The sequence below is a fragment of the Arcicella sp. BE140 genome, from assembly GCF_031456255.1.
Taxonomy (GTDB): domain Bacteria; phylum Bacteroidota; class Bacteroidia; order Cytophagales; family Spirosomataceae; genus Arcicella; species Arcicella aquatica.
Map to the genome: position 1 here is coordinate 122,723 of NZ_JAVDUE010000009.1, position 16,070 is coordinate 138,792.

The following is a 16,070-nucleotide window of genomic DNA, read 5'->3' on the forward strand; positions in this document are numbered from 1 at the left end:
TGTTTTGCGTGTTTAATCACGCTTATTTAAAGTCTGTGTCGTTAAATAATTGTTACAAAATTACCACAAACTTTTAGAGATTACATCCTTTCAATCACAATTGATGAAGCCCCTCCGCCACCATTACAGATACCCGCGGCTCCGTATCGTGCATTTTTTTGTTTCAAAATCCAAATCAACGTAGTTACTATTCTGGCACCCGATGCACCTAGCGGATGTCCTAACGATACAGCACCACCATTAATGTTTACTTTTTTGTGTGGAATATCCAATATTTTTTCGAATGCCAAAGGTACAACTGAAAAAGCTTCATTTACTTCAAAATAGTCAATTTCTTCTTTAATTAAATTAGCCATTTTGATAGCCTTTGGCAGTGCCACTGTTGGCGTAGTCGTAAAGAATTCAGGTTCTTGCTCTGCATCAGCCATTCCGATGATTTTTGCAATCGGTAATAAGCCCAATTTGTCAGCTTTCTTTTTCGACATTAACACCAATGCTGATGCACCATCACTTAAATTTGAAGAACTCGCAGCCGTTACAGTACCTCTTTTTTCAAAAATAGGTTTTAAATCAGGGATTTTTTCAAATTTAACCTTTTTGTATTCTTCGTCTTCCGTAATGAAAATACTGCCTTGTTTTGTTTTTACTTCTACAGGAATGATTTCGTCTTTGAATAATCCATTTTCTGTAGCTTGAGCAGAGCGTTTGTAGGAGTCGATAGTGTATCCATCCTGAGCTTCACGGCTAATCCCATATTTACGGGCAGTTCTATCTGCAAAAAATCCCATCGCACAGTTTTCATAAGCATCAGTCAATCCATCTTTTTCAAGACCATCTACCAATACTGATGAACCATATTTATAGCCAAATCTTGCATTAGGAACATAAAAAGGTGCATTTGACATACTTTCCATTCCTCCAGCTACTACAATATCAGCTTGCCCAAGCATAATACTTTGTGCAGCCAACATAATAGATTTTGTTCCTGAAGCACACACTTTGTTAATAGTAGTACATCTAGCCTGTGGTGATAAGCCCGCACCCAAAGCCGCTTGACGAGCAGGCGCTTGGCCAATATTAGCAGAGACTACATTTCCCATTAATACTTCCTCCACGCTTTCGGGTTTAATCTTTGCTTTTTCAACAGCAGCCTTAATTGCGATACTTCCAAGTTGAGTAGCCGAGAAACTCGATAGTACTCCTCCAAAACTTCCAATCGGTGTTCTCACAGCCGACATAATATAAACTTCTTGCGTATTCATAAAATTGGTTCTTACCAGTTTTGTTTTGTTATTAATTTATTAGGGTTCTTAGTATTTACTTGGCGTTGCTGAATATATTGGATTTCGCTACTTTTCATAGCATCCAATATGGTCTTAGCTTTATCAACAGTTAAGCCATAATTTTTTAGCGTTTTCAGTAGTTCTTGTTGACTTTCATTTTTGGCGACTTCAACATTTTCCTGAGTAGGAGGTTTAGGAGGTATTTTTTGGGTACTTGGTGGTGGAGGCTTAGATGTTGACTCTTGTTTTGGCTTAAATCTTCTTTTCAATAATTCGTAATTAAACCTTGCGATATTATTTTCTGGCATCATCACTAAAGCTTTTTTAAAAAGAGTCAGCGCTTTGGCAGTGTCTTGCTGATTACAGAATATCAAACCCAATTGTACTAACGTAGTAGAAGTAAGTTTGGCTTCTTTTAAACCGCTTAATCGAGCATATATTTGACGAGCAGCTAGCGTGTCTTTAGCCTCAAAAAGAGCGTGTGCATAATTTAACGATACTTCAGGTGGTGTAAAAATAGATTGTTTAGATAAAATAAGATATTGGTTTGCTGCTTCACGATAATCTTTTTTTCTAAATGCAATCATTGCTTCGACTTTTGCTCTATTTCTTGTATTTACTTTCGAGAATGAGCCATTGTCAAGTATCCAAAGAAAAATATATAAAACAAATTGATTTAACAAGGTTGATTGATTTTAATAATTTTATGTGATAATAATAGATTAAACTTAATTAATAGCATAAAGTATAATCGGCATTAGTTTTTTTAAAAAAAGTATTAACAGAAAAATTATAACTGAAATGTTCTAACAGTAAAGAAAACATCAATTCCTAGCAAAAATAATGCAATGATTAGAAAATAAAAATATTTATTTACAACAACATTAATTTGCTGATTATTTGAAAAAGTACTTTTTATTTGGCTGATTTCTGTAATTAATGCTGTCAAACTATTAGATATACTGCTTATTTCTAAGTATTTACCTTTGGCTTCATTAGTGATTTTTTTCAATGAAGTATTGTCTAATTTTGTAATGACAATATTCCCATCGTTATCTTTTTTGAAAGAATTTCCATCTTTTATCGTTGTCCCTTTCGTTGTGCCGATGCCAACGGAAAAGAAATTGATACCATGTTGTTTAATTTGCCCAATAATGTTTCTGTCATATTCATCCGAAAACTCGCCATCACTCACCAACACTATTGTCTTTGATTTATTCTTTGATTTTGATTTTTGCAATCTATTATAAGCCATTTCAAGGGCTGGATTAATCAACGAACCTCCACCCAACAATAGATTAGTATTGATTTTGGGTACAAATAAGCTTATTGCATTTTTATCAAAGGTAAGAGGTGATAATAAAAATGGTTCTTCTGAAAAAACAATAATGCCAATTCTGTCATAAGGGAATTGACTAATTACTCTGTTTATCTCAAATTTTGCTTTTTCAACTCTACTAGGTTGTATATCAGTTGCATCCATTGATTTGGAGACATCTACTACAAAAAATATTTCTCTGTTTTCAGCTTTTACGGCTTCATTCAACTCTCCAAATGAAGGATTAAGCAACGCAAGTATCATTAAACCGAAGTAGGCTGATCTTAAAAAAAACTTCAAAATACTTGAACGTGCGGTGGTTTTGAGTCGCCTTGCTATCCAAAAGACACGCCCTAAATAAATTAAGTACAATATAAAAAATATAGCGATAAACCAATATTCAGTTTTGCCTAGCCCTGAGTTTACATTCATTTTATAAGGAAGTAAAAAGATAATTGTCGTTTACCTCACTAGTAATTTTCTGATTAAAATTACAAATAAACCGAAAATACTGTACCAAGCAAAAAAAGGTAAAATCATTTTGGTTAATCCTAAACAAAGCAAACCACAAATTATTAATAATTGAAACCCCAGCCCTAGTAAAGAAAGCAAACTCATAAACCATTTTGGAAATTTCTTTACAGAAAGAGCAGGTTTGTCTAATACATAAACCAACGCATCAAAAACTAAATACAAACATAGAAATGCAATATGTAAAATATTAGTTAACCGCTGACTTTCATAATGATAACTAACAGGTTTTCTGAATTCAAGGATACGGCTAGTTTCATGGTTGTTCAAGCTTCTCCTCAAAATTACATAATAATAGTTATAAATCGAACATTGAAACTCAATCCCAAAGAAAGCCATCAGGAAGATTGCCCTTGAAGAACTTTCAATAGTAAGAATACTAAATAGAATAAGTAGATTAATAATAAAATCAAAAATTGAATCAAGATACCTACCAATAATGGATGGATGTTTGGTAATTCTAGCAATTTCACCATCGACAGCATCCAAAATATTTTTGAGCATCAAGAAAATAGCTGCCAAAATATAATGATTGGTCTGGATACAATAAACACAAATGATACCAGCCAATAAAAAAACAAAAGTGACTTGAATTGCATTTACTTTTAAATTCGATAAATGATGAGCTAAAAACGTAGCAATAGGGCGTCCGTAGTCTGAGAAGTCAATAAATTTATCGTCAATCGAAAGCTTAGGCATAATTAATGGGAAAGTACTTATAAAACAATATGAGTAAAATACGCTATTGAATCAATAACTAATTTTTAAACTATTTGTTATGAAAAGTACTAATGCTATAGTATAAAATCCTCCAATAAATATACAAAAAACTCCGATAATTAAAGTTTTTATTTGATTTATAGTTTTTCGTAATATGCTAAAGTATTAGAGACATCACTCCATTCTTTGATCTTTCCTTTTTTTAAGTACTCTTCTATCTGAGCAGTTTTATCATTCAGAATAGCCAAAATAGCCTTTTTGTCTTTTTTAGCTTTAGCCATCGTACCGTCTGCTTTCAAGATATAATAAGAAGTATTATGTAAGAATTTCTTGGTTTTAGTAGCGGAATTATAAGGCTTTTCTTCATACATCACTGCGTTTTTATAACACAGTAATTTAACTTTACCATCATACAGTACTTCATAAAAAGTATTATTTGTTTGGCTATCAACAGCAGGAAAACCTTTTCTGAAAGTAGTACTGAAAATGGTAAACTCATCAAAAGCATTAGTCACTACAAAAGTTTGGTCATCTCTCAAAAACTCAAGCGCACCCGTAGCAGTATTTAGCCTTAGTGCATTATAGGTAACAGTTGCACCATTTTTTAGTTTTATACTACCAGCGGCCCATTCTTCAGGAAAATAAGGATTGCCTTCTATTTCAACAGTATTGTTTGATACGACAGGTTTGCCATTAACATCTTGTAGAAAATTGCCAGAAGCATTTAAACCTTGTGCATTTACCGAGAGTACTTTACAGAGAATGAGTATTATAAAAAGTGTTTTTTTCATTGTGTTGTCGATTTTTCAATTGAATAATTAAACTTAATGAAATTATCAATTTGATACAAATATTTAAAAATCAGATTTAAACAATACTTACAACGATAGCCAGGTGCTATTATTAGAAATAAGCTCCTAATTTTTGTACCTTTGCAAAACCAAACGATATAAACTTTTGGAAAACAGTAAACAGTTTTAGAAGATGAAAGAAACGGATAGAAGAACAAATGAACGAAATCCAAAAGATACAAAAAAAACAGAACGCCATTTTGAGGTAAGTGAATCAGGAGAATTGTTGACTTTTCTATTGGACAAGATGCCGCATAAAAGTCGCCATAATATAAAATCTTTTCTAAAAGACAAGCAAGTGTTGGTTGATAATAAAGCCGTAACACAATATAATTATGTCCTGAAAATAGGGCAGATTGTTAATATTAAAAGTTCTAAAGCACCAGAAATACAAAAGTATAAAGGTCTTACGATTATTTATGAAGACCAATATTTAATCATCATTGAAAAACAAGAAGGTTTCCTGTCGATTGCCACCGAAAAGCAAAAGCTTTATAATGCTTATAGTACGCTGAGTGACCATGTTAAGAAACAAGATCCAGCGAATAGAATTTTTGTAGTACATCGCCTTGACCGTGAAACGTCAGGTTTGATGATGTTTGCTAAAAGCGAAAGAATACAGAAGCTTTTACAAGAGTCTTGGAATGAAACTATTCAACAGCGTACATATTTAGCTGTTACAGAAGGCGTTATAGAATATCCATTAGGAACTGTTCGTTCGTACTTGGTAGAAAGCAAAGCGTTGATGGTTTATTCTACTTCCAATCCAGCTATTGGAAAAGAAGCTATTACACATTATGATACCCTAAATACCACTGAATTTAATACGTTAGTAAAAGTCAATTTAGAGACGGGTAGAAAAAATCAAATCAGGGTGCATATGAAAGATATCGGGCATCCGATAATAGGAGATGAAAAGTATGGTGCTAAGACCGACCCAATTGGTCGTTTAGGGCTTCATGCTTGGGTATTATCATTTGTACATCCGATTACTGATGAAGAGATGTATTTTGAAACCGAGGTTCCTAAGAAATTTTTGAGTTTGTTTTAGGCTTTATCTGTTATGGAATATTTGAATATACAAGCGTGTCGCTCTTTTCCATTTTGAGACGTAAGAGAGCCTACGACTACTATTTATCGGGTAATTATTTATTTTTATAGAATAAATAATTACCCGCTTTTTTTGTTACGAGTATTACATTATGTTTGTGTAAAGCTAGTATATGGTTTTGCACCAAAAGATTTAACACCAAAAAACGCACTTCCTGATTTGCAATCCGCTGTATATATTATCAAATAGTTAAACCTCATAAAAAATGAAAATTTCGACAATCACCACCACTCTTCTCGGCTGTCTAACTTTGTTGACTGCTTGCAACGACAGCAAGAATGCATCTAATGCTGTTTTTGATAAATTTGCCCCTACTACCAAGGAATACAAAAACGAACTAGCATCAATAGTGAAATCAAATCCTGATGAACTTCATTACATTTTTAATAAATTCATCGAAAAAGATGGTAAAGAATATCTTGATATTCAAATAAAAGGTGAGGCTTTTGAAGCAACAGGACTTGTATTAGTAAATAGCTGGATTAAACTTGAAGAAATAAAAAGTACGAATGGACTAGGATACGCTGGAGCAGAATTAAAAGGACTTGAATTAGTTGTTGTACCAAGTCCGTCAGGCGCCGATTTAGTGTATAAAGACTTAGAGGAAATAGTTGACTAGTTCAACATACAAAACAATACGTTAAATAATTAAACAGCACCATCGAGTGTAAATAAAATCCCCAAGATTATTAAAAAATAGTTTTATGAAATATCTACTCCCAATTATAGTTTTTCTTCTATTAATAGTGGCTTGCACCTCTACTACCAAAGACAATAGTAATAGGAAAGTTAAGACCGATACGCTGGCTTCTATTAGCAACGAAATTGAGCTTCCCCAAGAAAAGGTAGATACTATTATTGATCTGAAAGATACAACTTTTCATTTTTCAACTTATAGCGTTAATGTAGAAACTGTTGATAGCGTAGAGATTCCTAATTTGTATAGTGATGCAGCTGTCCGAGAGAATATTTTGAATAATTATGATAATGCCTATAAGGCATTTAAAGGGTTGGAAGAGTATCTTAAAAAAACGCAGTCAATGTATTTTAAGCGAAATGGAAAAACTCTGACGCTATCGCTAGCAAATGGGAAAACAAAAGAATTAAAAGATATTTCAAAGGATAATTACGATGATATTCTGTATACTTATGAGCATTTTTTCCCTAATATAAACACCTATTTGGTTAGAGGTCAATATTATGAAGGCAACTGCTATATGATTATAAATAGAAATACAGGGGAAGAAAAATATACAATAGGGGAAATTTATGCAGACCCTCAAAATCAAAAATTTATTGCTATCAGTGAAGATTTGGGAGCACGCTATTCAAGTAATGGTTTAGAAATGTTTGAAATAAAAGGCGAAAAGTTTATAAAGAAATTTACTATTGATGGAGGAAGCTGGGAGCCAATAGCACTTAAGTGGATTAATGACTCAAGTGTTATTATGAAGGCTCATATAAGAACAGGTGTAGATGACTATAGCTATCTTACTAAATTCTATAAACTGACGTTTCAATTCTTCTAATACTAGTCGTAGCCGTAATTAACAAAGCTTAAGTTATGATGATATTTAAGAAAATACTGTTAATCATTTTAATGGTTAGTTGCTCTAATGATGAAAAAAATCCAAATGATAATTTTCTTAAAAAGTTCAAAAATGACGATTTTACAAAATTTAGTGGAAATTCATTTTTTGTGAGAGGCTTTGATAAAGGGAATCCTATCGTCTTCGTTTATTCTGACGAGTGTAAACACCCCCTTGTAATAACTGTAAATAGCCAAACGAATACAATTTTAAAAATAAGTAAGCACCTACAAATAGATACTTGTAACATAAATACAATGCAAAAAGAAATGCTTACATTGAGTTTTTTAAAGTACAATATTAATTATTTAGAAGTAGATGAAAATTTAGATGTTTATATAAATGTAATGTTTGAAGAGAAACCTCCGCAGTTAGCACGTATTACAAATCCAGAGAAGATAAAGGGTAATTGGAAAAAAATTATTGATAATTGGTACGAATTAAGAAAGTAACGAAAAAGGCTTTCCGCTAGTCTTAGGTTCACCTACGACCTCAAAGGAAAAAGAGGGTCACGCTCGTCATATAAAAATAAGTCGACATTGAATTAATCATCCACAACGATTCTCAGTTGAATTAATAGCCATCCTTGAATCAACTAAATTTTAGTAGGTATTCTTTCTCAAAACCCCTAAATTTGCACTTTCTTTAGTAATTCAGCTATTTTGTTATCACTTTTTGTGAAAATGGCTGACAAACAACTATCAATCTGCTATCACCATGATTCATTTCTTCGGGAGTCACTCCAGCACAGTTTATGCCGTGCAAACGTATGCCATTATTTCAGATGAGGATATTCAAAAACTCTTTTGGCTTTTCAATAGTAAAAAAGACTATGCTTTTACTGTCGTAAACCAAGAAAATGCTACATTGGAAGCCGTTTTTGTAGGTCCACGTGCAGCAATGATTACGCCGTGGAGTACTAATGCTGTTGAAATTACTCAAAACATGGGTATCGAAGGGATTATTCGTATTGAAGAGTTTAAAGCAGTTGACGAAGATTTTACAGGATTCGACCCGATGTTGTCGCAAAAATATACGCAATTGCATCAGTCGATATATACGATTAATGTGCAACCTGAGCCAATTATCGAGATTGAGGATATTGCTGTCTATAACAAACAAGAAGGGCTTGCTTTAAGCGAAGAAGAAGTTGGGTATCTGAATGGTTTAGCAGAACGTTTGGGTCGTAAACTAACAGACTCGGAAGTATTTGGATTCTCACAAGTAAACTCTGAACACTGTCGCCATAAAATATTCAACGGTACTTTTGTGATTGATGGCGAAGAAAAACCAACTTCGTTATTCAAATTAATCAAGAAAACGTCTGAAACTAACCCGAACGATATTGTTTCGGCCTATAAAGATAACGTAGCCTTTATTAAAGGCCCACGTGTTACACAATTCGCACCAAAATCAGCGGATAAACCTGATTTTTACGAAGAAAAAGAATTTGATTCTGTTATTTCTGTAAAAGCAGAAACACATAACTTTCCTACAACAGTTGAACCATTTAATGGTGCTGCAACAGGCTCAGGTGGTGAAATTCGAGACCGTTTGGCAGGTGGACAAGGTTCATTGCCTTTGGCTGGTACAGCGGTTTATATGACTTCGTATTCTCGTTTAGAAGAAAACCGTCCTTGGGAAAATGCCATGAACGAACGTGAATGGTTGTACCAAACACCAATGGACATTCTGATTAAAGCTTCAAATGGTGCGTCTGATTTTGGAAATAAATTCGGTCAACCATTGATTACAGGTTCTGTGCTTACTTTTGAGCATGAAGAAGAAGCCCGCAAATTAGGCTTTGATAAAGTAATCATGTTGGCTGGTGGTATTGGTTATGGTAAAGAAAGCCAAGCGAAAAAACAAAAGCCAACGGTAGGTGATAAAGTAGTGGTATTGGGTGGTGAAAACTACCGCATTGGTATGGGTGGTGCAGCAGTATCTTCAGCAGATACAGGTGCATTTGGCTCTGGTATCGAATTGAACGCTATCCAACGTTCAAATCCAGAAATGCAAAAACGTGCTGCTAATGCCATTAGAGGTTTAGTAGAATCAGAACATAATCCAATCGTTTCAATCCATGACCACGGTGCAGGGGGACACCTAAACTGTTTGTCGGAATTGGTAGAAGAGACTGGAGGATTGATTGACTTAGATAAATTGCCAGTAGGCGACCCTACGCTTTCGGCAAAAGAAATTATCGGAAACGAATCGCAAGAACGTATGGGCTTGGTGATTGGAGAGAAAGATTTAGAAACTCTTCAAAGAGTAGCCGACCGTGAGCGTTCGCCAATGTACACTGTCGGAGATATTACGGGCAATCATCGCTTTACTTTTGAATCGAAATCAACTGGTGCTAAACCAATGGATTTTGCGATTGATGATATGTTTGGTAGTTCGCCAAAAGTGGTGATGGCAGATAAAAACGTAATCCGTAATTACGCAGAGTTAGCTTATTCAGAAACAGAAATTCCTGCTTATCTTGAGCAAGTATTGCAATTAGAAGCTGTCGCTTGTAAAGATTGGTTGACCAACAAAGTTGACCGTTGTGTAGGCGGACGTGTGGCAAAACAACAATGTACAGGGCCTTTACAATTGCCATTGAACAATGTTGGTGTAATGGCCTTGGATTTCAAAGGAAAAGAAGGTATTGCAACTACTATTGGGCACTCGCCAGTAACAGCTTTGATTGACCCTGTGGCTGGTTCTCGTAACGCTATCGCTGAGGCATTATCAAACATTGTTTTCGCTCCGTTAAAAGACGGTTTAAAATCAGTTTCACTTTCGGCTAACTGGATGTGGGCTTGTAAAAACGCAGGGGAAGATGCACGTTTGTATGAAGCCGTAAAAGGTTGTTCTGATTTTGCTATCGAATTAGGAATCAATATTCCAACTGGGAAAGATTCGCTTTCGATGAAACAGAAATATCCTAACGATGAAGTAATTGCACCGGGTACGGTGATTATCTCAGCAGGAGCAAATTGTTCAGATATTACCAAAATAGTTGAGCCAGTATTACAAAGAAATGGTGGTGCGATTTACTATTTGAACTTATCGAAAGATAGCTTTAAATTAGGAGGTAGCTCTTTTGGACAAATTTTGAATAAAATTGGTACTGATGTACCAACCATTCAAGATTCGGCTTATTTCAAAACAGCTTTCGATACTTTCCAAGACTTGATTAAAGCGGGTAAAATAGAAGCAGGACATGATATTGGTAGCGGAGGTTTGATTACTACTTTATTAGAAATGTGTTTTGCAGATGTAAACCTTGGGGCAAATATCGACCTTTCTGGTTTAGGCGAAGCAGATACTGTAAAAACTTTATTCAACGAAAACATTGCGTTAGTATTCCAAGCAGATGCTTCAGTAGAGGCTATTTTTGCTGAAAACAATATCAATATTGTTAAAATTGGTGATGTAGTAGAAGGCAATACTTTGGCAGTGAAAAACAATGAAGTATCATTCGATTTCGCTGTGTCTGAATTACGAGATGTTTGGTATAAGACTTCGTTCTTGCTTGACTCAAAACAATCGAAAAACGGTACAGCTTTAGCACGTTATACAAACTACAAAAACCAACCATTAACGTATACGCTACCAACACAATTTACTGGTAAGTTAGCTGATAATCGTACACTTGCTACTCGCCCGAAAGCGGCAATTATTCGTGAGAAAGGTTCAAACTCTGAGCGTGAAATGGCCAATGCCATGTACTTAGCTGGTTTTGACGTAAAAGACGTACACATGACCGACTTAATTGCTGGTCGTGAGACATTAGAAGACATTCAATTTATCGGTGCTGTAGGAGGGTTTTCTAACTCAGATGTATTAGGTTCTGCAAAAGGTTGGGCAGGTGCTTTCTTGTATAACGAAAAAGCCAATACGGCTCTTAAGAAATTCTTTGCGCGTGAAGACACCCTTTCGGTAGGTATTTGTAATGGTTGCCAGTTATTTATGGAATTGGAATTGATTAATCCAGACCATGAAGTACACGGCAAAATGCACCACAACGAATCGCATAAACACGAAAGTATTTTTACGTCAGTGACTATCCAGCAAAACAATTCTGTAATGCTTTCTACTTTAGAAGGAACTACTTTAGGTGTTTGGGTATCGCACGGAGAAGGTAAATTTGTGATGCCTTACGGAGAAGAAAAATACAACATTGTAGGAAAATACGGTTACGAAGCCTATCCAGCTAATCCAAACGGTTCAGACTTCAACACTGCGATGATGTGCGATGCCACAGGTCGTCACCTAGTAACAATGCCACACATTGAGCGTTCAACTTTCCCTTGGAACTGGGCAAATTACCCAGCTAATCGTAAAAACGATGAAGTTAGTCCTTGGTTAGAAGCATTTGTGAATGCGAGGCTTTGGATAGATGCTAAGAATGAAGTGAAATAAGAATATGAAAATAAGTATAATAAAAAAGGAAGCTTTCGGGCTTCCTTTTTTATTATATTAATAATAGTAAAAGGAGAGCCAATTTGATATTTTTATATTAAATTGTTGCTTAAGTTCGTTTTACTTATAAATAACTACTATACCAAAAAGTATTTTTATAATACTCACCTTATTTAATATTAGTTTTCTATTTTCTACTATGAAAAAATTATTCTACATCATGACTTTTTTTTCTCTCATCTCCTGCGAAGAGTCATCTACTAAAACATCAGAAATAACAGTTTCTGCTAAAAGAGTTCATTTAAAACAATCAGAAGACTCTATTAGAATTTTTCAATCATTGATGAATCATTCCATAAGTGAAGATTCTCTACAGACACTTCAACTATTGACTAAACGAAAAGAATTTTTAGGAGCGTACAGGGTTGAATTTGGTTATACGGCATATAATGAAGATAAATATGGATTTAAGAATCCTGGTTTTTTGAAGGTTTATAAAAATAATAAAATGATTTTCTCAGATGTATTTCTAGGGCATAACGATTTAACATTTTATAATCTTGGAAAGCATCATGTGAATGGAAATAAGCTTTTCTTTATTCTAAACTGGGGATTAGAGGCTTGCGACTATACCCAAACATCGAGATTTTACTGCATTTCTCCTGATGATAAAATTCATAAGTTAGGAGATCATTGGTCTATGAGCACGGGCGATGGATATTCGAGTCGTAGTTTTGAATATTTTTTTACACACTACCAGCATGATAAACCCAATAATTTAGTAGTTGTAGAATCGCTTTTTTTTCATGAACATGATCAAAAAGACATTAGCGATACAATAGTATATACTTTTGAGGGAGATAAATTTAAAGTGAATAAATTAAGTAATCATTTGAAGTCAGCCAATTAATATAATATTGTTACGTACTCTTATCTCATTGATAAAATCAACGATGGTGAAGCAAATAAGAACTAAAATTAAATAGGCTTGAAGCTGATTCAAGCCTATTTAATCACTTCATCACCACTCCACCAGACCCTTCCTCAGAAGGAAATAATTGAAATATATTTCTTGGAAAAAGTCCATCTTCGGTACGATGCGAAACGTATAAAATGGTGCTTTCGCTTTCGTTAGCAAATTTGTTGATTAAAGAAATAACCAGCGAAGTATTATGGTCGTCTAAACCTGCTATAGCTTCGTCTAAAATCAACAATGGCGGATGTTTTACCATTGCTCTTGCTACCAAAGCCATGCGTTGCTGACCCGCTGAAAGCATAAAAAAGGGTTTCTTCTTCAGCTTATCCATCTCAATCAATGTAAGCCATTGTTTAGCGAGTTTGATTTGCAAATCAGAAGGTTTATTATACAAACCAATAGAATCATAAAAGCCAGACATTAACATTTGTTCTAGTGTATGACTAGCAGTAAACAAATCCGTCATGGCAGGGGTAACGTAACCAATATTATTTTTAATTGACCAAACGGTCTCTCCAGTGCCTTTTCTTCTACCAAATAGGGTTAGGTCTTGTCCGTATCCTTTTGGGTTATCACCTGTAATCATTGATAGCATGGTGGTTTTTCCAGAACCATTGGGGCCAATTAAATGCCAAAATTCATTTTTATGGATTGTCCAAGTAATGTCTTTTAGGATATGTTTTTCGCCATAACTTACATCTACTTTATTGAACTTAATCAATTCAGGATTGGCTAAATCATAATGCTTGATAGGAGGGGGGATTTCTCCTGAAAAAGAGTAAGTCTGTGTATTTCTATATGCTTCAAGAAATGTTGGAAGGTCTTCATGCAAAACCAATTGATTATTTTGCTCAATACTTATCACTGTTTTGATAAATGGTAATAAATCTCTTTCACGATTTACCAATTGTATCAAAGAGGTATGGCTACTGATTTCACACAACATTGCTAATAAAGATGCTTGTGCTTCAACGTCTAAATTATCAAATGGGTTATCTAAGATAAGGTAATCAGGTTTTTGAGAGACTAAATAATTCAATAATGCTTTCTTCTGCTCGCCACTAGACATCGACTTTAAACTTCTGTTTAAGTGTTTTGTCACAACCGTAAATCCATGCCTATTTTCTTCATCAATGTATTCATTAACTGTAAGGCTTGAAAACAGCAACCCCTGTAATGGATTCAATTCGGCAAAAATATCCTTCGCTTTTTGAGATAATAACTGTTGGATAAATACTTGTTTATTGGCACTGTTTGATAAAAATATTGCCCAATGTTTGGTGATTTCCATAAAATAAACCGCTTGATTTTGAATATTGCTGCAATAAACAAAAACTCCTTCAAAACCATTGGTCTTGAAGGAGTTTTTTAAGTGTGGATTTGAGAGTTTTGAGTACAGAGTATATCAACTTCATCTCTAAGCTCTTAAATCTATCATCTTGAGTTAAGACTTTAGACTGACGAATTTAATAACTCATCACTCAAAACTCTTAACTCAAAACTTAGAATATTACATCATTCCACCCATTCCGCCGCCACCACCGTGTGCGTGTGGAGCTTCAGCAGCTGGTTTGTCAGCAATAACACATTCAGTAGTCAATAATAAACCTGCGATAGAAGCAGCGTTTTCTAATGCTAAACGAGTTACTTTAGTAGGGTCGATGATACCCGCAGTAATCATATCTTCGTATTTGTCTTCACGAGCGTTATAACCGAAGTCACCTTCGCCAGCTTTAACAGCGTTAACTACTACTGAACCTTCACCACCAGCGTTAGCAACGATAGTTCTCAATGGAGATTCGATTGCTTGACGGATAATGTTGATACCAGTTGTTTGATCTTCGTTGTCACCAGTTAAACCTTCTAACGCTTTGATAGCACGGATTAACGCAACACCACCACCAGCTACGATACCTTCTTCAACAGCGGCACGTGTAGCGTGTAGAGCATCGTCAACACGGTCTTTCTTTTCTTTCATTTCTACTTCAGTAGCAGCACCGATGTAAAGAATAGCAACACCACCTGACAATTTAGCCAAACGTTCTTGCAATTTCTCACGGTCGTAATCAGAAGTAGTATTTTCGATTTGCGCTTTGATTTGGTTAACACGAGCTTCGATACCATCTTTCGCACCAACTCCGTTTACAACAGTAGTGTTGTCTTTGTCAATGATGATTTTTTCAGCTTGTCCTAAATATTCAATTGTAGCATTTTCTAATTTGAAACCACGTTCTTCAGAAATTACAGTACCACCTGTTAATACTGCGATATCTTCTAACATAGCCTTACGACGGTCACCGAAACCTGGCGCTTTAACCGCAGCAACTTTCAGCGCACCACGGATTTTGTTAACTACCAAAGTAGCTAAAGCTTCTCCGTCAACATCTTCAGCAATGATCAATAAAGGACGACCAGTTTGAGCAACTCCTTCTAATACTGGTAATAGTTCTTTCATTGAAGATACTTTCTTCTCAGAAATCAAGATGAACGGACGCTCTAATTCAGCTTCCATTTTCTCTGTATTAGTTACGAAATATGGAGATAAATATCCACGGTCGAACTGCATACCTTCTACTGTTTTAACTTCAGTTTCAGTACCACGAGCTTCCTCAACAGTAATAACGCCTTCACGACCAACTTTGTCCATCGCGTCAGCAATCATTGTACCGATTGTAGCATCCGAATTAGCAGAGATAGTAGCAACTTGAGCAATTTGTTGTGAAGTTTCGATTGCTTTTGATTGAGATTTCAACGAAGCAACAACAGCTGTAACAGCTTTGTCAACACCACGTTTCAAATCCATTGGGTTAGCACCCGCAGCAACGTTTTTAGAACCGATAGTGTAGATAGCTTGTGCTAAGACAGTAGCTGTAGTAGTACCATCACCAGCTTGATCAGCAGTTTTAGAAGCTACTTCTTTCACTAACTGAGCACCCATATTTTCAACGGCGTCTTCTAATTCGATTTCTTTCGCTACTGAAACACCATCTTTCGTGATTGAAGGTGAACCAAATTTCTTGTCAATGATTACGTTACGACCTTTTGGTCCTAAAGTTACTTTAACAGCGTTAGCTAAAGTATCGACGCCTCTTTTCAATTTATCTCTAGCGTCTGTGTCAAAAAATAATTCTTTTGCCATTTTTGTTTAGTTATTAGTGACTAGTGATTGGTGAATAGCTAAGAGGAAATTCACAATTACTAATCATATTTTTTTCAAAAAATATTTTAATAGTAAATTTTTGAGTTGAAATTGATGATAATATAATGAAAGATAAAAC

Annotated in this window: 13 protein-coding genes; 6 read left to right on the plus strand and 7 right to left on the minus strand. The window is 34.9% G+C overall.

The annotated features are described in order from the left end of the window. Positions 1 to 80 precede the first annotated feature (80 nt). From J2Y60_RS14045 to J2Y60_RS14065, 5 genes are all read right to left on the minus strand, one after another. Complete coding sequence (locus tag J2Y60_RS14045) at positions 81 to 1,262, minus strand: acetyl-CoA C-acyltransferase (RefSeq protein ID WP_309918828.1); 1,182 nt, start codon at positions 1,260 to 1,262, stop codon at positions 81 to 83. An 11-nt stretch (positions 1,263 to 1,273) separates the two neighbouring features. Beyond that, entirely contained in the window at positions 1,274 to 1,966 is a 693-nt protein-coding gene (locus J2Y60_RS14050; protein WP_309994662.1) for a tetratricopeptide repeat protein, read from the minus strand. Positions 1,967 to 2,073: 107 nt separating this feature from the next. Beyond that, positions 2,074 to 3,033 (minus strand): VWA domain-containing protein, encoded by a 960-nt coding sequence (locus tag J2Y60_RS14055; protein WP_309918833.1) that lies wholly within the window; start codon positions 3,031 to 3,033, stop codon positions 2,074 to 2,076. Between the two features lie 30 nt (positions 3,034 to 3,063). Continuing rightward, positions 3,064 to 3,831 (minus strand): CDP-alcohol phosphatidyltransferase family protein, encoded by a 768-nt coding sequence (locus J2Y60_RS14060; RefSeq protein ID WP_309918836.1) that lies wholly within the window; start codon positions 3,829 to 3,831, stop codon positions 3,064 to 3,066. Between the two features lie 158 nt (positions 3,832 to 3,989). Then, complete coding sequence (locus J2Y60_RS14065; RefSeq protein ID WP_309918838.1) at positions 3,990 to 4,643, minus strand: hypothetical protein; 654 nt, start codon at positions 4,641 to 4,643, stop codon at positions 3,990 to 3,992. Between the two features lie 193 nt (positions 4,644 to 4,836). On the opposite strand from J2Y60_RS14065, the gene J2Y60_RS14070 reads away from it, so the two are divergent. From J2Y60_RS14070 to J2Y60_RS14095, 6 genes are all read left to right on the plus strand, one after another. Continuing rightward, complete coding sequence (locus J2Y60_RS14070) at positions 4,837 to 5,754, plus strand: RluA family pseudouridine synthase (protein ID WP_309918841.1); 918 nt, start codon at positions 4,837 to 4,839, stop codon at positions 5,752 to 5,754. 265 nt (positions 5,755 to 6,019) lie between these two features. Continuing rightward, a complete protein-coding gene (locus J2Y60_RS14075; protein WP_309918844.1) occupies positions 6,020 to 6,433 on the plus strand; it encodes a hypothetical protein in 414 nt (137 codons plus the stop codon). A gap of 85 nt (positions 6,434 to 6,518) precedes the next feature. Continuing rightward, a complete protein-coding gene (locus J2Y60_RS14080; protein WP_309918847.1) occupies positions 6,519 to 7,343 on the plus strand; it encodes a hypothetical protein in 825 nt (274 codons plus the stop codon). A gap of 35 nt (positions 7,344 to 7,378) precedes the next feature. Further along, positions 7,379 to 7,855 carry a hypothetical protein gene (locus J2Y60_RS14085; protein WP_309918850.1) on the plus strand — a complete coding sequence of 159 codons (477 nt, stop codon included), beginning with the start codon at positions 7,379 to 7,381 and terminating at the stop codon, positions 7,853 to 7,855. A gap of 265 nt (positions 7,856 to 8,120) precedes the next feature. Further along, positions 8,121 to 11,816: a phosphoribosylformylglycinamidine synthase gene (gene purL, locus J2Y60_RS14090; RefSeq protein ID WP_309918852.1), complete on the plus strand. Its 3,696-nt coding sequence runs from the start codon at positions 8,121 to 8,123 to the stop codon at positions 11,814 to 11,816. A 199-nt stretch (positions 11,817 to 12,015) separates the two neighbouring features. After that, a complete protein-coding gene (locus tag J2Y60_RS14095; RefSeq protein WP_309918856.1) occupies positions 12,016 to 12,726 on the plus strand; it encodes a hypothetical protein in 711 nt (236 codons plus the stop codon). 103 nt (positions 12,727 to 12,829) lie between these two features. Here the strand turns inward: J2Y60_RS14095 and J2Y60_RS14100 are convergent, their stop codons facing one another. Continuing rightward, positions 12,830 to 14,083 (minus strand): ATP-binding cassette domain-containing protein, encoded by a 1,254-nt coding sequence (locus tag J2Y60_RS14100; protein WP_309918858.1) that lies wholly within the window; start codon positions 14,081 to 14,083, stop codon positions 12,830 to 12,832. A gap of 219 nt (positions 14,084 to 14,302) precedes the next feature. After that, positions 14,303 to 15,931, minus strand: coding sequence for a chaperonin GroEL (gene groL / locus J2Y60_RS14105; RefSeq protein ID WP_309918862.1), 1,629 nt, complete (start codon positions 15,929 to 15,931; stop codon positions 14,303 to 14,305). Between the last annotated feature and the right edge of the window lie 139 nt (positions 15,932 to 16,070).